22 protein-coding genes and 3 rRNA genes are annotated in these 24,149 nt (G+C 70.9%); 12 read left to right on the forward strand and 13 right to left on the reverse strand.

The genetic code is table 11. The annotated features are described in order from the left end of the window. The first annotated feature begins 31 nt into the window (after positions 1-31). From BLASA_RS00715 to rrf, 4 genes are all read left to right on the forward strand, one after another. A complete protein-coding gene (locus BLASA_RS00715) occupies positions 32-658 on the forward strand; it encodes an alpha-ketoglutarate-dependent dioxygenase AlkB (protein WP_014374072.1) in 627 nt (208 codons plus the stop codon). Positions 659-1,076: 418 nt separating this feature from the next. Continuing rightward, a 16S ribosomal RNA gene (locus BLASA_RS00720) occupies positions 1,077-2,595 on the forward strand. 491 nt (positions 2,596-3,086) lie between these two features. Then, positions 3,087-6,213: ribosomal RNA gene (locus tag BLASA_RS00725) — 23S ribosomal RNA — on the forward strand. Positions 6,214-6,325: 112 nt separating this feature from the next. After that, positions 6,326-6,442, forward strand: a 5S ribosomal RNA gene (gene rrf, locus BLASA_RS00730). Together the 16S, 23S and 5S rRNA genes form the textbook arrangement of a ribosomal RNA operon. Positions 6,443-6,621: 179 nt before the next feature. Here the strand turns inward: rrf and egtE are convergent. Genes egtE through BLASA_RS00755 form a run of 5 tightly spaced genes read right to left on the reverse strand, consistent with a single transcriptional unit; the run spans position 6,622 to position 10,771 of the window. Further along, positions 6,622-7,755: an ergothioneine biosynthesis PLP-dependent enzyme EgtE gene (gene egtE / locus BLASA_RS00735; protein ID WP_014374073.1), complete on the reverse strand. Its 1,134-nt coding sequence runs from the start codon at positions 7,753-7,755 to the stop codon at positions 6,622-6,624. A 21-nt stretch (positions 7,756-7,776) separates the two neighbouring features. Then, positions 7,777-8,550 carry an anti-sigma factor gene (locus BLASA_RS00740; RefSeq protein ID WP_014374074.1) on the reverse strand — a complete coding sequence of 258 codons (774 nt, stop codon included), beginning with the start codon at positions 8,548-8,550 and terminating at the stop codon, positions 7,777-7,779. Continuing rightward, the gene (locus BLASA_RS00745; protein ID WP_231839521.1) at positions 8,531-9,133 is read right to left on the reverse strand and encodes an RNA polymerase sigma factor; all 603 of its coding nucleotides are present in this window, start codon (positions 9,131-9,133) and stop codon (positions 8,531-8,533) included. The genes BLASA_RS00740 and BLASA_RS00745 overlap by 20 nt, the downstream gene beginning before the upstream one ends. Positions 9,134-9,177: 44 nt before the next feature. Continuing rightward, the gene (locus BLASA_RS00750) at positions 9,178-9,846 is read right to left on the reverse strand and encodes a class F sortase (protein ID WP_014374076.1); all 669 of its coding nucleotides are present in this window, start codon (positions 9,844-9,846) and stop codon (positions 9,178-9,180) included. 22 nt (positions 9,847-9,868) lie between these two features. After that, entirely contained in the window at positions 9,869-10,771 is a 903-nt protein-coding gene (locus BLASA_RS00755; protein WP_014374077.1) for a DUF4397 domain-containing protein, read from the reverse strand. 160 nt (positions 10,772-10,931) lie between these two features. Here BLASA_RS00755 and BLASA_RS00760 point away from each other — a divergent pair, with 160 nt between their 5' ends. Then, on the forward strand, positions 10,932-11,399 hold the full coding sequence (locus tag BLASA_RS00760; protein ID WP_014374078.1) for a DUF309 domain-containing protein: 468 nt from the start codon (positions 10,932-10,934) through the stop codon (positions 11,397-11,399). 77 nt (positions 11,400-11,476) lie between these two features. On the opposite strand, the gene BLASA_RS25720 is transcribed toward BLASA_RS00760, so the two are convergent. The 3 genes from BLASA_RS25720 to BLASA_RS00770 form a co-directional block, all read right to left on the reverse strand. Continuing rightward, positions 11,477-12,169, reverse strand: a complete 693-nt coding sequence (locus BLASA_RS25720) for a cryptochrome/photolyase family protein (RefSeq protein WP_014374079.1) — start codon at positions 12,167-12,169, stop codon at positions 11,477-11,479. Between the two features lie 75 nt (positions 12,170-12,244). Continuing rightward, positions 12,245-12,844 carry a deoxyribodipyrimidine photo-lyase gene (locus tag BLASA_RS25725; RefSeq protein WP_014374080.1) on the reverse strand — a complete coding sequence of 200 codons (600 nt, stop codon included), beginning with the start codon at positions 12,842-12,844 and terminating at the stop codon, positions 12,245-12,247. Between the two features lie 49 nt (positions 12,845-12,893). After that, positions 12,894-13,232: an STAS domain-containing protein gene (locus tag BLASA_RS00770; protein ID WP_014374081.1), complete on the reverse strand. Its 339-nt coding sequence runs from the start codon at positions 13,230-13,232 to the stop codon at positions 12,894-12,896. Positions 13,233-13,376: 144 nt separating this feature from the next. Here BLASA_RS00770 and BLASA_RS00775 point away from each other — a divergent pair, with 144 nt between their 5' ends. The 3 genes from BLASA_RS00775 to BLASA_RS24700 are packed head-to-tail and all read left to right on the forward strand — an operon-like array spanning position 13,377 to position 16,649. Next, a complete protein-coding gene (locus BLASA_RS00775) occupies positions 13,377-14,093 on the forward strand; it encodes a response regulator (protein ID WP_014374082.1) in 717 nt (238 codons plus the stop codon). 31 nt (positions 14,094-14,124) lie between these two features. Then, entirely contained in the window at positions 14,125-15,498 is a 1,374-nt protein-coding gene (locus BLASA_RS00780; RefSeq protein WP_041775531.1) for a sensor histidine kinase, read from the forward strand. After that, positions 15,495-16,649, forward strand: coding sequence for a GerMN domain-containing protein (locus BLASA_RS24700; RefSeq protein WP_014374084.1), 1,155 nt, complete (start codon positions 15,495-15,497; stop codon positions 16,647-16,649). The genes BLASA_RS00780 and BLASA_RS24700 overlap by 4 nt, the downstream gene beginning before the upstream one ends. Before the next feature lie 82 nt (positions 16,650-16,731). Here the strand turns inward: BLASA_RS24700 and BLASA_RS00795 are convergent, their stop codons facing one another. After that, a complete protein-coding gene (locus BLASA_RS00795; RefSeq protein ID WP_231839522.1) occupies positions 16,732-17,310 on the reverse strand; it encodes an AMIN-like domain-containing (lipo)protein in 579 nt (192 codons plus the stop codon). A gap of 220 nt (positions 17,311-17,530) precedes the next feature. Here BLASA_RS00795 and BLASA_RS00800 point away from each other — a divergent pair, with 220 nt between their 5' ends. Then, entirely contained in the window at positions 17,531-18,439 is a 909-nt protein-coding gene (locus tag BLASA_RS00800; protein WP_014374086.1) for an Fpg/Nei family DNA glycosylase, read from the forward strand. Between the two features lie 107 nt (positions 18,440-18,546). Here the strand turns inward: BLASA_RS00800 and BLASA_RS00805 are convergent, their stop codons facing one another. Together BLASA_RS00805 and BLASA_RS00810 are read right to left on the reverse strand one after the other, a co-directional pair. Further along, complete coding sequence (locus BLASA_RS00805) at positions 18,547-19,992, reverse strand: MBL fold metallo-hydrolase (RefSeq protein ID WP_014374087.1); 1,446 nt, start codon at positions 19,990-19,992, stop codon at positions 18,547-18,549. Between the two features lie 75 nt (positions 19,993-20,067). Then, entirely contained in the window at positions 20,068-20,661 is a 594-nt protein-coding gene (locus BLASA_RS00810; protein WP_014374088.1) for a hypothetical protein, read from the reverse strand. A gap of 113 nt (positions 20,662-20,774) precedes the next feature. On the opposite strand from BLASA_RS00810, the gene BLASA_RS24705 reads away from it, so the two are divergent. Further along, the gene (locus tag BLASA_RS24705; RefSeq protein ID WP_166486429.1) at positions 20,775-20,924 is read left to right on the forward strand and encodes a hypothetical protein; all 150 of its coding nucleotides are present in this window, start codon (positions 20,775-20,777) and stop codon (positions 20,922-20,924) included. 28 nt (positions 20,925-20,952) lie between these two features. Here the strand turns inward: BLASA_RS24705 and BLASA_RS00815 are convergent, their stop codons facing one another. Then, positions 20,953-21,372, reverse strand: coding sequence for a hypothetical protein (locus BLASA_RS00815; protein WP_014374089.1), 420 nt, complete (start codon positions 21,370-21,372; stop codon positions 20,953-20,955). Positions 21,373-21,563: 191 nt separating this feature from the next. Between BLASA_RS00815 and BLASA_RS00820 the strand changes: the two genes are divergently transcribed. Then, positions 21,564-21,842: a DUF4212 domain-containing protein gene (locus tag BLASA_RS00820; RefSeq protein ID WP_041775532.1), complete on the forward strand. Its 279-nt coding sequence runs from the start codon at positions 21,564-21,566 to the stop codon at positions 21,840-21,842. Then, complete coding sequence (locus BLASA_RS00825; protein WP_014374090.1) at positions 21,839-23,560, forward strand: sodium:solute symporter family protein; 1,722 nt, start codon at positions 21,839-21,841, stop codon at positions 23,558-23,560. The genes BLASA_RS00820 and BLASA_RS00825 overlap by 4 nt, the downstream gene beginning before the upstream one ends. A 230-nt stretch (positions 23,561-23,790) precedes the next feature. Here the strand turns inward: BLASA_RS00825 and BLASA_RS00830 are convergent, their stop codons facing one another. Continuing rightward, positions 23,791-24,078 carry a hypothetical protein gene (locus tag BLASA_RS00830; protein ID WP_014374091.1) on the reverse strand — a complete coding sequence of 96 codons (288 nt, stop codon included), beginning with the start codon at positions 24,076-24,078 and terminating at the stop codon, positions 23,791-23,793. Positions 24,079-24,149 lie beyond the last annotated feature (71 nt).

Below are 24,149 nucleotides of genomic sequence, written 5' to 3' on the forward strand. Positions count from 1 at the left end.
ACTGTGCGAAAAGTGGCGGTAGCGTGGCGGCATGACGCTGGCGCACCAGCCCTCGATGTGGGACCTCGCAGAGCAGGCCACCCTCGAACCGTTGGCCGGCGTGGTCCGCCACCACCTCGGCCGCGGCGCCTGGGTCGACCACCTCCCTGGCTGGGTGGCCGGCTCCGACGAGGTGCTCGACGTGCTGCTCGGTGACATCGGCTGGCGGGAGGACCGCCGGCAGATGTACGAGCGCGAGGTCGCCGTCCCCCGGCTGCTGCGCTGGTACCCGGGCCAGGAGGAGTTGCCGCACTCGCTGCTGACCGACGCGCGCACCGAGCTGAACCGCCACTACGGCCCCGAGCTCGGCGAGCCGTTGGTCACCGCCGGTATGTGCCTGTACCGCGACGGCCGGGACAGCGTCGCCTGGCACGGTGACCGCATCGGCCGGGGTCGCTCCGCCGACACGATGGTCGCCATCGTCTCCTTCGGCTCGCCCCGGCCGCTTCTGCTGCGCCCCGTAGGCGGTGGGGAGTCGCTGCGCTTCCCTCTCGGTCACGGAGACCTCGTGGTCATGGGCGGTTCGTGCCAGCGCACCTGGGAGCACTGCATCCCCAAGACGACGAAGCCCGTGGGGCCGCGGGTGAGCGTCCAGTTCCGGCCCAGCGGCGTGGCCTGAGCCCTCTCCGGGCCCCGCGACCACGCGGATCCACCACCGCCGCGGGGGTTCGGATGGGGTGCCCGGCGGGGTAGGGAAGGCCTCCCGGGACCCCCCGTGCACGACCGTCGGAGGCCGTGTAAGGTTCTCCCTGCACCGAGCGAGAACGGACCGGGCCGCGAGGCCCGGGAAACCGCCGGAGGAACCCCCGAGGTTCAGCCGCTGCGGAGCCCGGTGTACAGTCGGACATACCGCCTCGAACAAAGGTCAAGAAATTGGCCGGGTTTCGTGCGCGTCCGCTCCTTGAGAACTCAACAGCGTGCCGAAAGTCAGTGCCAAGTAATACCCCGTGCCATGGCTGTTGTGGTTGTGGCAGGGATTCCTTTGGTTGATTGATATCGCGAGTGTCAGCTCGCGGTTCTCAGCTGCGATCAAATCATCTACGGAGAGTTTGATCCTGGCTCAGGACGAACGCTGGCGGCGTGCTTAACACATGCAAGTCGAACGGTGAACTCCGCTTGCGGGGGGATCAGTGGCGAACGGGTGAGTAACACGTGGGCAACCTGCCCCTGGCTCTGGGATAACTCCAAGAAATTGGGGCTAATACCGGATATGACCGCTGACCGCATGGTCTGGTGGTGGAAAGATTTATCGGCTGGGGATGGGCCCGCGGCCTATCAGCTTGTTGGTGGGGTAGTGGCCTACCAAGGCGACGACGGGTAGCCGGCCTGAGAGGGTGACCGGCCACACTGGGACTGAGACACGGCCCAGACTCCTACGGGAGGCAGCAGTGGGGAATATTGCGCAATGGGCGGAAGCCTGACGCAGCGACGCCGCGTGGGGGATGACGGCCTTCGGGTTGTAAACCTCTTTCAGCAGGGACGAAGCGAGAGTGACGGTACCTGCAGAAGAAGCACCGGCCAACTACGTGCCAGCAGCCGCGGTAATACGTAGGGTGCAAGCGTTGTCCGGAATTATTGGGCGTAAAGAGCTCGTAGGCGGTTCGTCGCGTCGGCTGTGAAATCCCGAGGCTCAACCTCGGGTCTGCAGTCGATACGGGCGGACTTGAGTTCGGCAGGGGAGACTGGAATTCCTGGTGTAGCGGTGAAATGCGCAGATATCAGGAGGAACACCGGTGGCGAAGGCGGGTCTCTGGGCCGAAACTGACGCTGAGGAGCGAAAGCGTGGGGAGCGAACAGGATTAGATACCCTGGTAGTCCACGCCGTAAACGTTGGGCGCTAGGTGTGGGGCTCATTCCACGAGTTCCGTGCCGCAGCTAACGCATTAAGCGCCCCGCCTGGGGAGTACGGCCGCAAGGCTAAAACTCAAAGGAATTGACGGGGGCCCGCACAAGCGGCGGAGCATGTTGCTTAATTCGATGCAACGCGAAGAACCTTACCTAGGCTTGACATGCACGGAAATCCTCCAGAGATGGTGGGTCCGTAAGGGCCGTGCACAGGTGGTGCATGGTTGTCGTCAGCTCGTGTCGTGAGATGTTGGGTTAAGTCCCGCAACGAGCGCAACCCTCGTTCTATGTTGCCAGCACGTCATGGTGGGGACTCATAGGAGACTGCCGGGGTCAACTCGGAGGAAGGTGGGGATGACGTCAAATCATCATGCCCCTTATGTCTAGGGCTGCAAACATGCTACAATGGCTGGTACAAAGGGCTGCGATACCGCGAGGTGGAGCGAATCCCAAAAAGCCGGTCTCAGTTCGGATTGGGGTCTGCAACTCGACCCCATGAAGTTGGAGTCGCTAGTAATCGCAGATCAGCAACGCTGCGGTGAATACGTTCCCGGGCCTTGTACACACCGCCCGTCACGTCACGAAAGTCGGTAACGCCCGAAGCCGGTGGCCCAACCCTTGTGGAGGGAGCCGTCGAAGGCGGGATCGGCGATTGGGACGAAGTCGTAACAAGGTAGCCGTACCGGAAGGTGCGGCTGGATCACCTCCTTTCTAAGGAGCACTGGCCGCCCACTCAGCTCCGCTGGGGTAGTGGGTGGTCCAGAGCTGCGCCCACATCGTGATCGGTGCCCATCTGCGGGTGCCGGCGTGTGTGTGGGGTGGTGCTCGAGGGTGGAACGCTGACCAGTTCGGCCGGCAGCTGCTGCTGCCCCTAGTACGGCGTCACCTTGCGGTGGCGTGTGGAGCGGGGTGTCGGTGGGTGGGTCCGGTCGTAGGCACGCTGTTGGGTCCTGAGGGAACGGGCCGCCCCGCGTGCGGGGTCGGGTTGTTGTCCTTGTGTCAGGGCCGGTCTGCATCTCGTACCACCGATGCCCCTTGCGGGGTGGGTCGGGTTCGGCGGGGTCGGGTGACCGGTGGCTGGTCGTACGTTGAGAACTGCACAGTGGACGCGAGCATCTTTTGACTCTGATTAGCAGAGTTTCGAGTGTGTAGGCCCGCTCATCGATGTCCTTCCGGGCGTGTGGTGGGTGGGATTTTTGTGTGGCCAAGTTGTTAAGGGCACACGGTGGATGCCTGGGCACCAGGAGCCGATGAAGGACGTAGGAGGCTGCGATAAGCCTCGGGGAGCTGTCAACCGAGCGTTGATCCGAGGATGTCCGAATGGGGGAACCCCGCACCAGTCATGTGGTGTGACCCGCGCCTGAACACATAGGGCGTGTGGAGGGAACGTGGGGAAGTGAAACATCTCAGTACCCACAGGAAGAGAAAACAACAGTGATTCCGTGAGTAGTGGCGAGCGAAAGCGGAAGAGGCTAAACCGTTTCCATGTGATAGCCGGCAGGCGTTGTGGAGGCGGGGTCGTGGGACAGTTCAGTCACTCCTGCCGGGGTGGCGGGGAGTCATAAAAGACTTGTGTTAGTGGAAGGCCTCTGGAAGGGGTCGCCGTAGAGGGTGAGAGCCCCGTACACGAAAACCGAGTCTCTCCCGAGCTTGTTCCCAAGTAGCACCGAGCCCGTGAAATTCGGTGTGAATCTGGCGGGACCACCCGCTAAGCCTGAATACTCCCTGGTGACCGATAGCGGACAAGTACCGTGAGGGAAAGGTGAAAAGTACCCCGGGAGGGGAGTGAAATAGTACCTGAAACCGTGTGCCTACAAGCCGTGAGAGCCTTATGCCCTTCGGGGTGGGGGTGATTGCGTGCCTTTTGAAGAATGAGCCTGCGAGTTAGTGGTACGTGGCGAGGTTAACCCGTGTGGGGTAGCCGTAGCGAAAGCGAGTCCGAACAGGGCGATCTTCAGTCGCGTGCTCTAGACCCGAAGCCGAGTGATCTACCCATGGCCAGGTTGAAGCGCGGGTAAGACCGCGTGGAGGACCGAACCCACCAGGGTTGAAAACCTGGGGGATGAGCTGTGGGTAGGGGTGAAAGGCCAATCAAACTCGGTGATAGCTGGTTCTCCCCGAAATGCATTTAGGTGCAGCGTCACGTGTTTCTTGCCGGAGGTAGAGCACTGGATGGCCGATGGGCCCCACAAGGTTACTGACGTCAACCAAACTCCGAATGCCGGTAAGTGAGAGCGTGGCAGTGAGACTGCGGGCGATAAGGTTCGTAGTCGAGAGGGAAACAGCCCAGATCATCGGCTAAGGCCCCTAAGCGTGTGCTAAGTGGAAAAGGATGTGGGATCGCAGAGACAACCAGGAGGTTGGCTTAGAAGCAGCCACCCTTGAAAGAGTGCGTAATAGCTCACTGGTCAAGTGGTTCCGCGCCGACAATGTAGCGGGGCTCAAGCACACCGCCGAAGCCGTGGCATTCACATGATCGCCCGCCGGTACCTCTCGAAGGTGCCGGCCAGGTGTGTGGATGGGTAGGGGAGCGTCGTGTGGCGGTGGAAGCGGCGGAGTGATCCAGCCGTGGACGCCACACGAGTGAGAATGCAGGCATGAGTAGCGAGAGGGGAGTGAGAACCTCCCCCGCCGGAAGACCAAGGGTTCCTGGGCCAGGCTAATCCGCCCAGGGTGAGTCGGGACCTAAGGCGAGGCCGACAGGCGTAGTCGATGGACAACGGGTTGATATTCCCGTACCCGCGAAGGAACGCCCATGCTGAACCCAGCGATGCTAACCCACCGACGCCGGTGCGCCCACTTGTGGGCACGCCGGGGAAGCTGGGGACCCGGACTGGTAGTAGGCAAGCGATGGGGTGACGCAGGAAGGTAGTCCTACCGGTGAGTGGTAGTACCGGGGCAAGGGTGTGGCCCGTGGGATAGGTAAATCCGTTCCACACGAGGGTGAGACCTGATGCATAGCCGATTGAGGCGAATTGGATGATCCTATGCTGCCGAGAAAAGCCTCTAGCGAGTTCCGAGCGGCCCGTACCCCAAACCAACTCAGGTGGTCAGGTAGAGAATACCGAGGCGATCGAGCGAACTGTGGTTAAGGAACTCGGCAAAATGCCCCCGTAACTTCGGGAGAAGGGGGGCCATCGATCGTGAACCGCTCTTGCAGTGGGGAGCGGTGGGTGGCCGCAGAGACCAGTGAGAAGCGACTGTTTACTAAAAACACAGGTCCGTGCGAAGTCGTAAGACGATGTATACGGACTGACGCCTGCCCGGTGCTGGAACGTTAAGGGGACGGGTTAGCCGCAAGGCGAAGCTCAGAACTCAAGCGCCAGTAAACGGCGGTGGTAACTATAACCATCCTAAGGTAGCGAAATTCCTTGTCGGGTAAGTTCCGACCTGCACGAATGGCGTAACGACTTCTCAGCTGTCTCAACCACAGGCTCGGCGAAATTGCACTACGAGTAAAGATGCTCGTTACGCGCGGCAGGACGGAAAGACCCCGGGACCTTTACTATAGCTTGATATTGGTGTTCGGTTCGGCTTGTGTAGGATAGGTGGGAGACTGCGAAGCGGGCACGCCAGTGTTCGTGGAGTCGCCGTTGAAATACCACTCTGGTCGAATTGGATGTCTAACCTCGGTCCGTGATCCGGATCAGGGACAGTGTCAGGTGGGTAGTTTAACTGGGGCGGTTGCCTCCCAAAATGTAACGGAGGCGCCCAAAGGTTCCCTCAGCCTGGTTGGCAATCAGGTGTCGAGTGCAAGTGCACAAGGGAGCTTGACTGCGAGACCGACGGGTCGAGCAGGAGCGAAAGCTGGGACTAGTGACCCGGCACCGGCATGTGGAAGCGGTGTCGCTCAACGGATAAAAGGTACCCCGGGGATAACAGGCTGATCTTCCCCAAGAGTCCATATCGACGGGATGGTTTGGCACCTCGATGTCGGCTCGTCGCATCCTGGGGCTGGAGTAGGTCCCAAGGGTTGGGCTGTTCGCCCATTAAAGCGGTACGCGAGCTGGGTTTAGAACGTCGTGAGACAGTTCGGTCCCTATCCGCCGCGCGCGTAAGAGACTTGAGAAGAGCTGTCCCTAGTACGAGAGGACCGGGACGGACGAACCTCTGGTGTGCCAGTTGTACCGCCAGGTGCACTGCTGGTTAGCTACGTTCGGCAGGGATAACCGCTGAAAGCATCTAAGCGGGAAGCTCGCTTCAAGATGAGGTCTCTCACCGGGTCAACCGGGTAAGGCCCCCGCCCAGACCAGCGGGTTGATAGGCCGGAAGTGGAAGCACCGCAAGGTGTGCAGCTGACCGGTACTAACAGGCCGAGGGCTTGACCACACAACACCTACACTCAGGTGCTCTGTGACAACGGGTCAACACGAAGATGTCACGCGTCCACTGTGCGGTTCTGAACGCACGAACCAGACCGGTTCGTACAGGTTCACAGAGTTACGGCGGCCATGGCGAGAGGGAAACGCCCGGCAACATTCCGAACCCGGAAGCTAAGCCTCTCAGCGCCGATGGTACTGCCCTGGAGACGGGGTGGGAGAGTAGGACGCCGCCGGACAACCATTCCCGAAGGGGCCCCAGCATCCGTGCTGGGGCCCCTTTCGGCATGCCCGGCAACCGCCTCCAGCGGGGACCTTCTGCAGCACAAAGCCAGAGTCGGCCCGGATTCGGCTCCGGGGCACTCGCGCAGCCCTGCGGACCAAGGGGGCGCGACGGCCGTAGCACGAGCGCGCCCGGTCACAGGGCGGCGGCGAGCGCCTCGAGGTCCTCGATCGTGGCGTCCAGGTGCGGTGACACGCGCAGGACGGGGCCGGTCATCTCCCCCGGTGCGCGCTCCGGCCCGATCGCGCTCACCACGATCCCCTGCTCGGTCAGGAGCCGGGTCCGCGTCCGGAGGACGTCCACTTCGTCCGGTGGGCGCAGCGTGGTGGTCGCGGTGGGCTCCTCGACCGGTTCCACGACCCGCCAACCGGCGACGCCATCGAGCAGTTCCCGGGTCGCCCGCCCCAGTGCGGCCAGCCGCCCGCGGACCCGGTCCGGGCCGGCCGCCAGGTGCTCCCCCACGGCGACGACGAGACCGATCCGGCCGGCGACGTGCGCCTCCCCTGACTCGAAGGCCCGCAGCGGCGGCTCCCCCTCCGGCTCGGGGAGGACCGGCACCAGCTGCGATGCGATCGCCGGCCGGGCGAACAGCATCCCGACGCCACGGGGGCCGGTCAGCCACTTCCGCGAGGTGCCGTAGACGACGTCGGCACCCAGGTCGACGTCGACGTGCCCCAGGGACTGGGCGGCGTCCAGCACCAGGGGAACTCCGGCCGCACGGCACAGCGCCGCGATCTCCCGGGCCGGCTGCAGCAGCCCCCGGTGGCTCCCGATGTGCGTGAGATGCACCAGCCGCGGGGGATCGGTGGCCAGCAGCCGGTCCACCCCCTCGACGTCCGCGCGGCCCAGGTCGTCGACCGGTAGGGGCTCCGGCCGGAGGCCGGCGGCACGCAGCTGGGCGACGTTGGGGGCGTACTCGCCCGGCAGGCACGCCACCCGGGAGCCGGCCGGCAGCCGCCATCCGCTGAGCAGGGCCACCAGCGCCGCCTGGGCCGACTCGACGAATGCGACGTCTGCCGCCGCCATGCCGACCAGCCCGCCGAGCACCGAGCGCCCCTGCTGGAGGAGGTCGTCGGCGGTCGCCTCGGCGACGTAGCCGCCCAGTTCCGACTCGTGCCGGGCGTGATGTGCCGCTGCCTCCAGGGCCCGGTGGCTCTGCCGGCTGGAGGCAGCGCTGTCCAGGTGGATGCCTGCGGGGCGGGGACGCACCGCCCGCCACGAGGCGCCGAGGTCCTCGGAGGGCAGCAGGCGGTCGCGCGGGCCGGTCACGGAGAGCACGCTAGGCGTCGCTCAGCTGTCCAGCACACCCCGGGCCACCGAGACCCCCGAGTGCGTCGGGTCGCCGTCCAGCGGCTCCACCGAGACGTCGACGATCGGGTACGCACCCAGGTCGATCCCGGTCGGCAGCTCGAAGGTCTGCGTGCCCGGCCGCAGCACCCCGAGGGGCACCATCTCGACGACGTCCGGCTCGATCAGCCAGATCTCGTAGTACTCCTCGGTGAGCGGCGGCGCGTCGAGGTCGACCTGGAGCGCGCGGGACCCGTCGTCGCGGACGACCACCTGGGCCCGGCCCGACGCGGGCTCCTCCCCGAACGGGTCGAGGGCCACTGCGGCCACCGGCTCGGCGTCGTCATGACCGCTCAGGACCGCCACTGCCCCTGCTCCCACGACGGCGCCGGCGGCGACGGCGGCCGCCACCAGCAGCAGCCGGGGCCGGCGCGACCGGAACGGCAGCACCTGCCCTGCTGCGGCCGGGGCCGTCGGCGGGTCGGCCACCGGAGGGGTGGCCGCGGCAGGGGGAGCGACGGGAGCCGCGGAGACCTCCGACCGTGGTACGGCCGTCACCCCGGTGGCGGTGGCGATCGCGGCCCATACCGCCGGCGGCGGCGGTACGGCCGCCACCGGAGCGGCGAACTCGGGGATGGCCACGGCGTCGACCGCGCGCTGCAGGGCGGCCACGTCGGACCGGCACTGGGCGCAGGACGCCAGGTGGGCGGCGTCGTCGGCCGGCAGGGCCTCGTGCAGCGCGGCGAGGGCGAGCTGTTCAGGCTGGCTGTGCGGCACCGTCCACCTCCAATCGGTTTCTCAGGCGTTCGAGAGTGCGGCGGATATGGGATTTGACCGTGCCCAGCGGGATCCCGGTCCGCTCGGCGATCTGGGCATGGGTGAGGTCGGCGAAGAACGCCAGTTCGATGATCCCGCGCTGTGGCTGGCCGAGGCGGTCGAGCTCCTCGAGCACCAGCATCCGGTCGGCGACGGCGGTGTCGACGGCCGGTGTCGTCCCACCGGCGGGCGCGGCCTGCACCTGGGAGACCGCCGCCTCCGCCTCGCGACGCTGCCGATCGCGCCGCGCCCAGGTGTCGGCGATCTTGTGCCGGCAGACGCCGGTCAGCCAGGCCGGCAGCGGGCCCTGGTCCGGCCGGAAGCGGGCGCGCCCCGTCCATGCCGAGATGAAGGTCTGCTGGGTGACGTCCTCGGCATCCGGCCCCGGGCCGAAGGCGCGCACGGCCATGCCATGCAGCTGACCCGCCCACCGCTCGTAGGCCAGCGCCAGCGCCTGCTCGTCGCCGGCGGCGAAGCGGCGGCCCACCTCGGCGTCGTCCGGCTCTCCTACGCCCTGCGGCGCGGGCACCGGCTCGGACGTCACGCCGAGGACGCTACCGAGGTCGGTGCGTCTGGGGAGCAACCCGGTCATGGCGTGGCGTCTGCGACGGGCTCGGCGACCACCACGACGTTGTCCCGATAGCTGCGGTACTCCGGCAGGAACGGCCCGCCGCAGGTGAGGACGACGAGCCGGGGCGGGCCGTCGCGGGCGAAGAGCGCCTCGAGCGGGAGCACCTGCTTCTGCACGAGCTCCCGGGACACCACCCGCCAGCGCGTGGCCTGCCCGGTGGCGTCGGTGACGACGATCTCGGCACCGGCAGCCACCTCGCGCAGCGGGAAGAGTGCGCCGGCGCCCTGCTCGCGGTCGTCGACGTGGCCGGCGAGCACGGCGTTGCCCGGTTCGCCGGGCGCCGGCCCGAAGCGGTACCAGCCGACGCGGGCCACGTCCTCGGGCAGCTCCATCTGACCGTCGCCGGCGACGCCCACGGGGTCGACGGGAGCGGTGATCCCCTGCCCCGGCAGCTCGATGCGCACGGGTGGCGGCGGCGCCGGGACGGCGACGGGGGAGGCGTCCCGGACGGTGGCGGGCGGCATGGTCCCCGCCCCGGGCGGGGCCGCGGTGGGGGCGGCGGGTGCGGATAGCACCCGGTCGAGCGACGGACCCGCCGCCGCCTCCGGCCGGGTGACTGCCCAGGCGGTCGGCGCGCCGACAGCGAGGGCCAGCCCCAGGACGATGGTGGCGGCGGCGGGTCGCATCAGGTGCTCCTGCGGCCTGCGGTCAGCGGGCGGCGCGGGCGAGCCGCACGGCGCCGGCAGCGGCCAGCGCGACGCCGGCCAGGGCAGCGGCACCCACGGGGAGCGGCAGGCCGGAGTCGTCGGCCAGGCCGGCCGAGCCACCCGGGACGCCGGCGGGAGCGGACTGCTGGCCGGCGATCGTCTGGACGGCCAACTCGTAGCCGGCGTCGCCCGAGCCACCCGGGACGCCGGCGGGAGCGGACTGCTGGCCGGCGATCGTCTGGACGGCCAACTCGTAGCCGGCGTCGCCCGAGCCCCACGCGTACGCGATCGTCGTCGTGCCCTCGGCGAGGCTCAGGTCCGCCGGGCCGATGGCCACGGTGTCGGTGCCCGCGAGCACGACGTCGGCGGTCACCGTGCCGGCCGGGACGGTGAGCGACTCGCCGTTCGGGTTGGTCAGCCCGTCGACGACGACCTCACCACCGGCGCGGACGTCCACGGCGGGCGCCGCGGCGACGTGCCGCACGGTGAGCCGGGCCTGGCCGGCGGGGATGTCACCGGTCTCGTTGACGAATGGCGTGAGTGCGGGATCGCCGCCCTCGGTCAGGTGGGCCACCACGGTGGCGTTGGCGCCGGCGGGGACGGCCACGTCCATCGCCGACAGCAGAGGCTCACCGGAGGCGTCGGCGGCGTCAGCCGGGTAGAGCGCCAAATCGTAGTCGCCGGCGGGCAGCGTCAGCGGGTCGGTCAGCGTACCGGGCTGGAAGTCGTCGATCAACCGCTCACCGTTGGCGTAGACGTCGACCGGGGTGTCCGGGACGGCGTGCAGGACCGAGACGGTGGCGGTGTGGTTGTCGGCCATGGCCGGGCTGGCGACCAGGACGAGGGCGCCGGCGGCGCCGAGGACGCCGGCGGTGCGACCGAACGTGCGGGTGGTGGTGTTCATGGTCTTTCCTCTCGTAGCAGGAGGTGTGACACCCCCTCTTCCGCGACGCACCCGCACCCGGATGCGAGCAGACCAAATTTTCTGGTCGGACACCATCCGATCGGGTCCGCCCGGTCGATCTGCCCCGCAGGTCGGTACCCGGCCGGGGCAGGATGGGCCCGTGCCCGACCGCGACCGCGACGAGGAGGGCCGGGCCCGCAACGCCCGGCCACGGGACGCCCTCGGGCGGCCGTTGCCGCGCGGCGCCGTCGGCGAGGAGCGGGCGCCCGAGGGGATCGTCCGCCCGCCCGGCCTCGCCCTCGCCGAGGCCCAGGCGCTGCTGGACGCCGGCCGCCCCTTCCACGCCCACGAGGTGCTGGAGGATGCCTGGAAGTCCGCACCCGAGGACGAGCGGCAGCTGTGGCGCGGGCTCGCGCAGCTCGCCGTCGGGCTGACGCACGCCGCCCGGGGCAACGACCCGGGGGCGACGACGCTGCTCGAGCGGGGTGCGGCGACCATCGGCTCCTACGCGGACCGCCCTCCGCACGGGGTGGACGTGCCGGGGCTGGTGACCTGGGCCCGCGCGCTGGCCGCGGACCCTGCGACCGGGCGCGATCCCGCCCGTGGCGCTCCGCGTCTCCGCGGCTGAGGTCGCGCTGGTCGTCCGCACCGTCATCCGGCGGGACCCGGTGACGCTGCTGGTCGGCTGAACCGGCGGGGCGCCGCTCAGCGGGCGCGGACACGGGCGTAGCGGTCGAGGGCCACCTGGCGCTCGTGCGCGTGGTCGACGACGGGCTCCGGATAGCCGTCGGGGATGCCGCCGGGCGCCGTCCACGGCTCGTGGACGTACCGCGGCTCGACGTCGCGCAACTCCGGCACCCATCGCTTCACGTAGGCGCCGTCCGGGTCGAACTTCTTCCCCTGGGCGACCGGGTTGAAGATGCGGTAGTAGGGCGAGGCGTCGGTGCCGGTGCCCGCCACCCACTGCCAACCGTGGTTGTTGCTGGCGAGGTCGCCGTCGACGAGGTGCTGCATGAACCAGCGCGCGCCGAGCGTCCACTCCTGGTGCAGGTCCTTCACCAGGAACGAGGCGACGATCATCCGCACCCGGTTGTGCACGTACCCCTCGCCGAGCAACTGCCGCATCCCGGCGTCGACGATCGGGAAACCGGTGCGGCCGGACTCCCAGGCGCGCACCAGTTCCTCGGCCTGCGGTCCGCTGTCGTGACCCAACGCCTGCAGCTCCGGCCTGAGGTACTCGCGGGCCGACTCCGGGCGGTGCCAGAGGACGTCGGCGTAGAAGTCCCGCCAGGCCAGCTCGTCGGTGTACCGGCGCACCGACTCGGTCTGCTCCGCCGCGGCGAGGTCGGCCAGCAGCGTCCGGGGGTGGACGCAGCCGTACTTGAGGTAGGTCGACATCCGGCTCGTCCCGTCGGTGCCCGGGGTGTTGCGGCCCTCGGCGTAGCCGAGCAGCCGCTCGTTGCGGAATCGCTCTCAGGCGGCCAGTGCGGCGGCCTCGCCGGCGGGGGGAAGGGCGACGCCGTCGAGGTCCGGCGCCGGGGGCGGGTCGTCGGAGCGGACGGCGGTCCGCCACCGGACACCGTCGGGCCCCGGCGCCGGTGCGCGCCAGCCGTGCTCCCGCCAGGCCCGGGCGAAGGGGGACCAGACCCGGAACGGCGACCCGTCCCGCTTGGTGACCCGGCCGGGCGTCACCGCGTACGGCGAGCCGGTGCGCACGAACGGGACGTCGCCCAGCGCGCGTTCCACGGCCTCGTCCCGGCGCCGGCCGTACGGCCCGGCGTCGGCGCTGACGTGCACCGACGTCGCCCCGGCCTCGTGCACCAGTGCCGGCAGCAGCCGGGTCGGGTCACCGGAACGGAGCACCAGCGCGCCGCCCAGGTCGTCGTCCAGCGCGGCGAGGCAGTCCAGGAGGAAGCGGCGGCGGGGCGCACCGGACGGCCCCCACAGCCGGTCGTCGAACACGAACACCGGCAGCACGTCGCCGTCCGGGCCGGCCGCGTCCCGGGCCGTCAGCAGCGCGGGGTGGTCGCGCAGCCGCAGGTCCCTGCGGAACCAGAGCAGCGCGGTGGGCACCCGGCCGAGCGTAGGAGGGACCCGGCGGAGCTGCCGGGCGTCGGCGGGGTCAGGCCGAGCGGTCCAGGCTGCCCTCGAGGTCCAGCACGCGCCACAGACCCGTCCGGTGCAGCAGGTCCAGCGTCCGCCGGTTGGCCCCCCGGACGACGACGCTGCCGCCGCGGGCCCGGCAGGCACGGTGCGCGGAGAGGAAGCTGGCCACGGCCGGGCTGGACAGCTGCTCCACCTCCCGGACGTCGACGACCACGTGCCGCGCACCCGACAGCACGGCGTCGTGCAGCAGCCAGCGGATGTCGGCGACCCCGTCGGCGAGCAGGTCGTCGGTCAGTCGCACGACCACCTCGTCGGAGTCGCGCGGGCCGTCGTGGGTGGGGTCGGCAGGGCGCACGGCGGTCTCCTCGGCGGTCGCGGTCCGATGGTCTGCCAGTAGCCTCGCGACCGGAGATTGCGATCTCCGGTCTCGCCACATTGCGATCGGATGACGGTGACCGGGCTGCACTGAGCGGCGGTCCGGTGGTGGCAGCATGTCCGCGTGTCGCTGCGGATCCTGATCGTGGAGGACGACGACTCCATCCGCACCGCGTTGCGGTGGGCGCTGGAGGACGAGGGGTACGACGTCGCCGAGGCCGCCTCCGGCGAGGAGGCCGTCCGCATGGTGGGCATCGCCGCCCCGGACATGATGATCGTCGACCTGATGCTCGGGTCGATGGACGGTTTCACGGTCATCCGCGAGGTGCGTCGCGCTCACGACCTGCCCGTCGTCGTGGTCAGCGCCCGCGCCGACACCCAGGACATCGTCGCCGCTCTCGAGGTGGGCGCGGACGACTACGTCACCAAGCCGTTCCAGATCAAGGAGATCACCGCACGGCTGCGGGCCCTGCGCCGCCGGACGGCGACGGCGCCGGCGGGCCACCAGGGCGACGGTGCGCAGGCGGGCGTGGTCCTCGATCACGACCCGGAGGCGCCGCTGGTCCTCCGGGAGGCCAGCGGCACCGTCCACCGGGGAAGCCGGCAGGTGCCGCTGACGCTCACCGAGTACCGGGTGCTGTGCGAGCTGGCCGGGGCGCCCGGGCGGGTCTTCAGCCGGCAGGCGCTGCTGGAGCGGGTCTGGGAGCACGGCTTCTTCGGGGACGAGCGGATCGTCGACGTCCACGTGCGGCGGCTGCGGACCAAGGTGGAGCGGGACCCGAGCGCCCCGCGGCTCGTCGTCACCGTCCGGGGGCTGGGCTACCGGCTGGACCCGCAGTGACCGGGACGTCCGGTCGCGTCCGGAGCGGCGGGTGAGCAGGACTCCGGGACGGCGGGGGCTCCGGGCGCGGATCGTGCTGGGCTTCGCGGCCAGCACGCTGCTGGTCTCGGCCGTGCTGGTCACGACCACCTGGCTGCTGGCCCGCAGCTACGTGGTGGAGCAGCGGGAGCAGGCGCTCACCCAGCAGGCCTTCGCCGACGCCGACGTGCTCCGCAACCGGCTGTCCACCGCGGGCGCCGACGTCGGGCGGGTGCTCGGCGAGCTGGTCCCGTTCGGCGACGCGGAGGTCGTCGTCCGTAGCGGGGACGACTGGTACTCCTCGAGCCTGGACGTCGGTGGCCGCGACGTGCCGCGGGCGCTCCAGGAGGTGGTGGCGACCGGTGCCGCGGGCGCGCTGCGCGTCGAGACGGCGGACGGTCCGCAGCTCGTCGTCGCCGTGCCCGTGGTGAGCGCCGGCGTCGAGTTCTACGAGGTCGCGCCGCTGGGTGAGCTGGAGACGCTGCTGCGGACGCTGGCCGTCGTCCTCGGCGCCGGGGCCTGCGTGGCGACCCTGGCGGGGGCCGGGTTCGGGGCGTGGGCCAGCCGGCGCGCCGTCCTCCCGCTGGAGCAGGTGGCCGGCGCCGCGACGCGGATCGCCGGCGGCGAGCTGTCCACCCGGCTCCCGGCGACCGACGACCCCGATCTGGTGGGGATCGTGGCCGCCTTCAACAGCATGGTGGACGCCCTCGCCGCGCGGATCTCGCGGGACGCCCGGTTCGTCGGCGACGTCAGCCACGAGCTCCGCAGCCCGCTGACCAGCCTCACCACCAGCGTCGAGGTGCTGGCCACGCGGCGCCAGGAGCTGCCGCCGCGGGCCCAGCAGGCGCTGGCCCTGGTGGAGGGGGAGGTCACCCGCCTGCGGGTCACCCTGGACGACCTCCTGGAACTGGCCTGGTTCGACGGCGCGGGCCACGTGCCGGACGCCGTCCCGGTGTCGATGACGGCACTGGTCCGGGAGGTGCTCGAGGGAACCGGCCGACCCGTCGAGCTGCTGGACGCCGGCCCGGAGCCCGAGACCACCGTGCTCGGCGACAAGTCGCGGCTGGAGCGCGCCGTGCGCAACCTCCTCGACAACGCCGACCGCTACGGCGACGGTCCGGTGTGCGTGGGGGTGCGGCGCTGCGAGGGGTCGGTGGTCGTGACGGTGGACGACGCCGGTCCGGGGGTCGCCCCGCTGGACCGCGAACGGATCTTCGAGCGGTTCGCACGCGCGCCGGGCTCGGCGCGCCGTTCGGTGCCCGGGGCGGGGCTGGGGCTGGCCATCGTGGCCGAGACGACCATGCAGCACGGCGGCGCCGCCTGGTGCGCCGAGCGCCCCGGCGGGGGCGCCCGCTTCGTCCTCTCCCTGCCGGTGGCACGGACGTGAACCGCCTGCACCGCCTGGGAGCCGCCGGCACGCTGGGCGCCGTCCTCACGGTGACGTCGTCCTGCGGGGTCCCGACCGGCTCGGCGCCGTCGACGATCGCGCCGTCCGACGTCCCGTACGGGCTTGCCGCACCCGCGCCGCAGGCGTCGGCTGCGCCGTCGTCGGTCCCCCGGGACGAGGCCGGCTGGGCCTACCTCGTCGGCCCCGACCAGGCGCTCGTCCCCCGGGCCCGGGACAGCGGGACGGGCTCGACCGAGGAGCGGCTCGGCGAACTGCTGTCCGCGCTGGCCGACGGCCCGACCGAGGAGGAGCAGGACCGGCGGCTGTCCACGGCGCTGCCGCCCGGCGTGACGCTCTCGGTGGCCGGCATCGACGGGGCCACGGCGACGATCGACCTCTCGGGTGTGGCGCCCCTGCCCTCCGGCGCGGCCAGCCGCCGGGCCGTGGCGCAGATCGTGCTGACCGCCACGAGCCTGCCCGGCGTCGAGGCGGTGCTACTGACCAGCGAGGGGGAGCCGGTGGAGGCGCCGCTGCCGTCCGGTGCGCTCACCGACACACCTCTGCTGCCGGCCGACTACTCCGTCTTCCTCACGCCTCCGTCCCCGCCGGCCGTCACCACGGCGCCCGTCCCTGCCGTTCCGCCGCCTCCGACGGCCGTGCCGCCGCCCTCCCCCGCCGTGCCGCCGCCTTCCCCTGCCGTGCCGCCGCCCTTCACCGCCGACACCCGCCCGGACACCGCCGTGCCGTCACCCGACGCCGCCGTGACCGTGACCGACGTCCGCGTCAGCCGGCACGCCGGCTTCGACCGGGTGGTGTTCGAGGTGGACGGCGGAGGGCTGCCCGGCTGGGACGCACGCTACGTCCCCGAGGCGCGGTCGGCGGGGAGCGGCTTCGAGGTGGAAGTGGCGGGGGACGCCGTCCTGAAGGTCGTGCTCACCGGCGTGGGCCTGCCCGGGGACACCGGCGTTCCGCCGTACGCCGGGCCCGACCCGGTCGCGCTGGGCGGCGAGGCCATCCGCGAGGTCGTCCTGGACACCATCTTCGAAGGGCAGATGGTGTCCTTCCTCGGCACCACCGCCGAGCGCCCGTTCCGCGTCTACCGGCTGCAGAACCCGAATCGGGTGGTGGCCGAGGTGCTCCACGAGGGCTGAGACGTGCGAGATCTGCACACCGGCGTGCCTTCCGGGTCCCCGGATGCCGACCAGTGTGCAGATCTCGCGGCGACGGGTCCCGTCACCAGCGGTGGGCCACGTCGATCACCACTCGCACCGCGTCGTCCCCCGGGGCGCCGACCAGGGTGAACGTGCGGAACGGCAGCCGGGCGCGGGTGCCGATCCCCAGGGTGGTCGAGCCTTCGTAGGAACCGGCCCACGCCACCTGCTCGAACGTCCGGAAGCCGTCGACGTCGACGACGTCACCGCGGCTGGGCGGCAGGTAGGTGGCGCGGCCGTACCGGTCGTAGGCCGGGGCGCGGACGATGACCTCCAGGGCCGCGCCACCGTCGAGCGCAATGGGCGTGCCCGTGCCCACCTGGTGCACCGTGTCGACGTAGCGCACCGAGTAGCCGGTCGCCGCCGCCGGACCGCGCAGGTCGACGACCAGGCGGTCGAAGCAGGCGTGGCGGCCGGCGCGCACGTCGGTCACCTCCAGGCCGGCGGCGGACGCCGCGCTGCTCTCCGGCAGCGAGCCCCACACCAGGCCGCAGTACGGCGCACGTGCCGAGCCGGCGGCCGACGCCGGGGCGAGGACGCCGACCAGCAGCGCCACCACCCCCGCGAGGACCGTCAGGGAACCGAGTCGGAACCTGTTCACGATGGCCTCCATCTGTCGGGCCCGCCTTCGGTGGAACGGGCCTGCAGGAAGAGGTGTACTCCCGGAACGGGCCCCCGAAAGCCGCCGCAACAGCCTCTCCACCAGGTCGTCGTCGCCGTCACGCCGTCGTCGCACCACCGCAACCACGGGGCGTCCCCGGCGGGCCGGAAACCCCCGATCGGGGACGGCGGGACGCGCGGATCCGCGCGATCATGGTCGGGTGCCCGAGTTGCCCGAGGTGGAGGCGCTGGCCGCGTTCCTGCGGGAGCGCGCCGTTGGCCACGTGCTGGCGCGCGCCGACCTGGCCGCCGTCCAGGCGATCAAGACCTTCGACCCACCGCTGAGCGCGCTGGGTGGCCTGGAGATCACCGGCGCCGGCCGGCACGGGAAGTTCCTGGACCTCGACGTCTCCGGGGTGCACCTGGTCGTCCACCTGGCGCGGGCCGGCTGGCTGCACTGGCGGACGAACCTCCCCGCCGCGCCGCCGAAGCCGGGCAAGGGTCCGCTCGCGCTGCGGGTGCACCTCGATGACGGCGCTACGGATCCATCCGCCTCCGGCGGCTCTACGGATCTATCCGCCTCCGGCGGAGTGGGCTTCGACCTCACCGAGCAGGGCACCCGCAAGGGCCTGGCGGTCTACGTCGTCCGGTCGCCGGCCGAGGTCCCCGGGATCGCCCGCCTCGGGCCCGACGCCCTCGCGGTGGACCGGGAGACGTTCGCCCGCCTGATGGCCGGCCGCTCGGGCCAGCTCAAGGGGGCGCTGACCGACCAGACCCTGGTCGCCGGCATCGGCAACGCCTACTCCGACGAGATCCTGCACGCCGCGCGGCTCTCGCCGTTCAAGATGGCCGACAAGCTCACCGACGACGAACTGGTCCGTCTCTTCGATGCGGTGCGGACCACGCTCACCGGAGCACTCGAGCGCCAGGTGGGGCAGCAGGCCGCGACGATGAAGGGCGAGAAGCGCTCCGGCCTGCGGGTGCACGCCCGCACCGGCCTGCCCTGCCCGGTGTGCGGGGACACCGTGCGGGAGGTCAGCTTCGCCGACACCTCGCTGCAGTACTGCCCCACCTGCCAGACCGGCGGGAAGCCGCTGGCCGACCGGCGGATGTCCAAGCTGCTGCGCTGATCCCGGCGACGATCAGGTGACCTGACCATGGCGCGTCCTCCCGCACGGTGGGCGGTGCGGGAGGACGCCGCGAGGTGCGTGAGGACGGCCGTCACCGGCCGAGGACTTCAGCTCGGCAGGAGGGCGATCAACCGCGACACCACGCGGGCGAGGACGGCGCTGCCCACGCCGGCGTCCTCGGTGCCGGGGGCGGTCGCCGAGCCCACCGTCGTCCACCAGTCGTGCAGCGGCGGCCGGTCCAGCACGTCGGTCCGCTCCCCGGGCCGCGGGACGACGACGTCGATCCCACGGGGACCGGCCGCCGCCAGCAGCCGCTCGACCGGCTCCGCCCAGCGGTGGAACGCCAGGTTGAACGTCGCCCAGTGGATGGGCAGCAGCACCGCGCCGCCGAGGTCGCCGTGGGCGCGTACCGCCTCCTCCGGGTCCATGTGGATGGCGTGCCAGGCGTCGTTGTAGGCCCCGATCGGCAGCAGCGTGAGGTCGAACGGGCCCAGCCGGGCGCCGATGCCGGCGAACGCGGGCGTGTACCCGGTGTCGCCGCCGAAGAAGACCCGGTGCCGCGGACCGCTGACCGCCCAGGACGCCCAGAGGGTGGTGTCCCGGTGGAAGTAGCGGCCGGAGAAGTGCCGCGCCTCGGTGCAGGTGAGCGCCAGTCCGCCGACTGCGTGGGTCTCGTCCCAGTCCAGCTCGACGATGCGGGCCTCCGGCACACGCCATTTGCGCAGGTGCTCGCCGATCCCCAGGGGGACGACGAAGGGCGCCGTCTGCGTGGCGAGCAGCGCCCGGACGGTCGGCAGGTCGAGGTGGTCGTAGTGGTCGTGGGAGATGAGGACGGCGTCGACCGGCGGCAGGTCCTCGATCGACATCGGCGGCTCGTGCAGGCGCGTGGGGCCGAACACCGGCGACGGCGAGACCCGGTGGCCCCACACCGGGTCGACCAGGACACGCCGGCCGTCGACCTCGAGCAGCGCGCTGGCGTGCCCGAACCAGGTGACCGCCAGCTCGGCGGCGTCCTGCGGGATCTCCGGCTGCGCCAGCGGGATCGGGCCGGTCGGCAGACCCACGTGCCGCTCCTCGTGCCACTGCCGCAGCAGCCCGTCGCGGGTGTTCGCGGGGGAGAGCGCCGGCGTCGGCATCCGGTTGTGGAACTTGCCGTCGGAGAACTGCGCCGAGCGGGAGACGACGAGGCGCAGCCGGCGGCGGTGGGCGCCCAGTGCGGTCGGCAGACCCCAGGCGGCCGCGGTCAACCAGCCGACGGGGCCGGCGAGAGCGGCGGTGGTCAGGGCGGTGCGACGAGCGAGACGGGACGGCACGGTCCCAGCATCCCAGTCCGAACCGTGCGGTTCCTGTGAATGCGTCGGGAACTCTCGCTTCCTGCCCTCCGGCGATATCCGCGGCCACCAGCCCTCGCCCTCCGCGGGCCAGTACGACCCGTACGCCGTGGGCAGGACCACCGTGACCAGCCCGATGGCGGCCGCGAGCGCCACGTCGACGGCGAACGGCCGCTCGCGCAGCCACTCCGCCAGGCGCTCGGCAGAGGCTGACCGTTCCACGACGGCGAGCCCAGGGAGCCGAGCCGCCGACCTCGTCGCCCCTGGGGATGATCCGCGGGTCCCCCCGCGGGTGGATCAGCTGTCCGGGGTGGGGTCCTCGTCGGGCTCCGGGACGTCCCCGCCGACCCCGTTCGTCGGCTCAGCGGCGACCATCGCGTCGACCTCGACCTCCTGGCCGTTGGCGAAGGAGAACACCACCGGGATCGACTGCGAGGAGCGCAGGTCCCGGTCCAGCTCGACGAGCACCACCGACGGCAGGTCCGGTGCACCGACGTAGAGGTTGTCGTTGCCGGCGATCTCCAGCGCCGAGACCGGTTGCTCCGCGCCCCCCTCGCCCAGGAGGACCGCCTCGGCGAAGTCCTCCCCGGTGATCGACTCGAGGGCGACGGGGTCGGAGCCGGTGTTGGTGACCGCGAAGGTCAGCGGGGCGTCCTCGCCGGCGCTGTACACGCCGTCCGCGGGGTAGGGGAGCTCGACGTCGGCGAGCCCGATGTCCTCGGTGACGGCCTCGTCCGGTCCCGCGTTGCCGCCGTCCACTTCCGTGCCGATCTCCTCGATGGGGTCGGCCGACTCCTCCTCGTCGGCGATCCCTCCGCAGGCGGCGAGGGGGAGGGCCGCCGCGACGAGCGCGGTGGCGAAGCGGTGCGTGGTCAGAGGGCGGCGGGGCATGCTGGTCCTTCCGGGATGGCGTACGACTGCGCAGGGGCTACCCCGTACGGCGGCCGGTGCAGCATGGATCGGCCCACCGCAACAGATCTGTCGTATTCCCGGAAGGGGCAGCCGTGGACGACGAGGCCCGGGCCGCACGAGCGGATGACGGTGGCGACCCGGCCTGCTGGCTGCACCGCGTGTGCCCGGCCTGCGGCGGGCTGGCCGACGAGGACCCGCCGACCCGCTGTCCCCGGTGCGGGGCGGAACTGCCGGTGGAGTGATCCGACGGTCGGGTGCTCCGTGACCGGGTCAGTTCGTCGGGAGAGCCGCCCGTGCGGCCCGGAGCAACGAGACCGCCGCGGAGCCGGCCAGGACCCCGCCACCGATGGTCAGGACCAGACCCGGGCCGGGCGCCCAACCCGTGAAGCCCACGAGGTCCGCGAGGTGCAGCACCTGCCACAGCGGGAGGGCGATGGCCACCACGGCCAGGACCGCCGCATGCACGGCGGCCAGGGTGTGCGAGCGGATGATCGCCCCGGCGATGCCGAGCAGTGCCGCGTACATCGTCCACAGGCCGGCTCCCTGCACACCTGCGACGTTGCCCGCGGCAGTGGCGACCCAGGGGAGGAAGGCCCCGAGGAGCACCAGGAGTGCAGCACCGAGCAGCCGCCTGCTCCCGGGGCTGCGGCGCCGGCCCCGGCGCCCCGACTCCTGTGCACTCATCGCCATGGGGTCAGGACTCTAGGTGCTCCGGCGCCGCGCCGATAGCCCGTCGTCCGCCGGTGTGCCCACGAGCCCATCGAGATCACGGCCCCCCGTCGCAGTCGTCGTCCCAGTGTTTGACGGTACCGACCTGGTCTGGTTCCCTTTCGGGCGCGTGTGTGACCTGGCACACACAGTCGGGACCTCTGGAGGAGCGGGTGGACGCTACACAGCGCAAGGACTACTGGCGGAGAAATCTCCGTCTGATGAGCGTGCTGCTCGTGATCTGGGCACTGGTGTCGTTCGGCGCGGGGATCATCTTCGTCGAGCCGTTGAACACCATCGAGATCCTCGGCTTCCCCCTCGGTTTCTGGTTCGCCCAGCAGGGGTCCATCGTCACCTTCGTCGTCCTCATCGCCGTCTACGTCTGGCGGATGGACAAGCTCGACGCCGAGTTCGGCATCGACGAGTACGAGGAAGAGGTCCACCACTCATGAGCGACATCCAGGTGTGGACGCTCGTCTTCGTCATCATCACGTTCGGCATCTACATCTACATCGCCTACGCCAGCCGCGTGTCCACCACGTCCGGCTTCTACATCGCCGGCGGCGGCATCCCGGCGCCGGCCAACGGTGCCGCGATCGCGGCGGACTGGATGAGCGCGGCGTCGTTCATCTCGATGGCGGGCATCGTCGCGTTCGCGGGGAACGGGTACGCGGGGTCGGTCTACCTCATGGGATGGACCGGCGGCTACGTGCTGCTGGCCCTCCTGCTGGCGCCGTACCTCCGCAAGTTCGGCAAGTACACGATCCCCGACTTCGTCGGTGACCGGTACTCCGAGAGTGCCCGCCTGGTCGCGGTCGTCGCGGCGATCGTCGTCTCGTTCGTCTACGTCGCGGGACAGATGGCCGGCGTCGGCCTGGTGTTCCAGCGGTTCCTCGGGGTCGGCACCGCGGCGGGCGTGGTCATCGGCATGGTGATCGTCTTCTTCTACGCCGTGCTCGGCGGCATGAAGGGGATCACCTGGACGCAGGTCGCCCAGTACAGCGTCCTGATCGTCGCCTACCTCATCCCCGTGGTGGCGATCTCGGTGCAGATCACCGGGAACCCCGTGCCGCAGATCGGATTCGGCGAGATCCTCGGCGAGCTCGACGCCCTCCAGCAGGACCTCGGCTTCGCCGCGTACACCGAGGCCTTCACGCAGACCACCATGCTGAACATGGTGCTGATCACCGCGGCGCTGATGTTCGGGACCGCGGGCCTCCCGCACGTGATCGTCCGCTTCTACACGGCCAAGAGCGTACGGGCCGCCCGGTACTCGGCGCTGTGGGCGCTGTTCTTCATCGCGCTGCTCTACACCTCGGCCCCGGCGGTCGGAGCGTTCAGCAAGTTCAACTTCATCGACCAGATCGCGGGCACCCCGATCGGCGAGACGCCGAACTGGTTCAACACCTGGGCCGACGTCGGGCTGATCACCGTCGACGACGTGGACGGCGACGGGGTCATCGACTACGGCCCCGAGGCCGGCGAGCTGGTGATCAACAACGACATCATCGTGCTCGCGGCGCCGGAGATCGCCGGGCTGCCGGCGCCGGTGGTCGGGCTGGTGGCGGCCGGCGCGCTGGCCGCGGCGCTGTCCACGGCGTCGGGTCTGCTCCTGGTCATCTCCTCCTCGGTGGCGAACGACGTCTACTACAAGCGCATCAACCCGCAGGCCACCGAGGCGCGGCAGCTGATGGTGGGCCGGATCGCGATGGGCGCGGCCATCCTCGTCGCCGGCTACCTGGGCATCAACCCGCCCGGCTTCGTGGCCCAGGTGGTGGCGCTCGCCTTCGGCCTGGCCTGTGCCAGTTTCTTCCCGATCCTCGTGCTCGGGATCTTCTGGAAGAAGACCACGGCAGCCGGAGCGACGGCGGGCCTCGCGGCCGGCCTCGGCACCACGATCGCCTACATGCTGTGGACGATCGACATCTACGGCAACAGCGACGGTCTGTTCGGCATCCCCGAGACCGGCTTCGGCACGATCGGCATGCTGATCAACTTCGCGGTCACCATCGTGGTCTCGCAGTTCACCACGAAGCCGTCGCCGGTGATGCAGGAGCTGGTGGAGGAGATCCGCTACCCCGGCAAGAGCCGGCTGGTCACGGCGCACGCCGAGGGGCACCTGGAGGACCTGACCCACGAGGGGCCGCCGAACGAGCCGCGCTCCCACTGAGGAAGGACCCCTGCCCCCACCGCTCGCAGGCTCGCGGCGGGGTCCTGCAGGGGGGCCGCTCCAGCACGACGCATGGCGCGCGTCCCCGCCCGGGGGGCGCGCGCCTCGTGCGTTCCCGACGCGTGGCGGACGGCCCGGCCGGCTCAGGACCGCCGTGTGGTGGCCGAGGCCGTCGTGCATGGCGGTACTCGCGGCTGCGGCGCGGTCCTCGCCGTCGCCGTCCGGTGCGCTCAGGCGGCCCGGGCGGGCACCGGGGCGGTGGCGGGCTCCGGGGCGAGGACGGCATCGACGGTGCTCGTCGTCTCCACCACCACGGCGTGGACCGGGCGGGCGGTGCGGCCGGTCCGCCTGGCGTGGGCGACCCAGCGGGCGGTGAGCCCGGTGAGGACCACCAGGCCGGCGATGGCGTGCTGGCCCGGGGCGCTCACCGCGACGGCGATCGCGGCGAGGTAGACGAGGGAGAGCACGGCGGCGGGGAGGGGCAGGTGGGACAGGCGCAGCTGCGGGTGGGGATGCACGGCAGAACCTCCGGACGGGGGGGCCGGGCCGGCGGCCGCGCCCGGGAAGGGCGGGCCGCCGGCACGGCGAC

This window comes from Blastococcus saxobsidens DD2, assembly GCF_000284015.1.
GTDB classification, from domain to species: Bacteria; Actinomycetota; Actinomycetes; order Mycobacteriales; family Geodermatophilaceae; genus Blastococcus; species Blastococcus saxobsidens_A.

Bases quoted from the DNA above. Each gene is read 5' to 3' on its own strand.
- BLASA_RS00755 (WP_014374077.1), bottom strand. From the start codon at position 10,771: ATGAACACCACCACCCGCACGTTCGGTCGCACCGCCGGCGTCCTCGGC.
- BLASA_RS00825 (WP_014374090.1), top strand. From the start codon at position 21,839: ATGAGCGACATCCAGGTGTGGACGCTCGTCTTCGTCATCATCACGTTC.
- BLASA_RS25720 (WP_014374079.1), bottom strand. From the start codon at position 12,169: ATGTCGACCTACCTCAAGTACGGCTGCGTCCACCCCCGGACGCTGCTG.
- BLASA_RS00750 (WP_014374076.1), bottom strand. From the start codon at position 9,846: ATGCGACCCGCCGCCGCCACCATCGTCCTGGGGCTGGCCCTCGCTGTC.
- BLASA_RS00810 (WP_014374088.1), bottom strand. From the start codon at position 20,661: ATGCCCCGCCGCCCTCTGACCACGCACCGCTTCGCCACCGCGCTCGTC.
- BLASA_RS00815 (WP_014374089.1), bottom strand. From the start codon at position 21,372: ATGGCGATGAGTGCACAGGAGTCGGGGCGCCGGGGCCGGCGCCGCAGC.
- BLASA_RS00715 (WP_014374072.1), top strand. From the start codon at position 32: ATGACGCTGGCGCACCAGCCCTCGATGTGGGACCTCGCAGAGCAGGCC.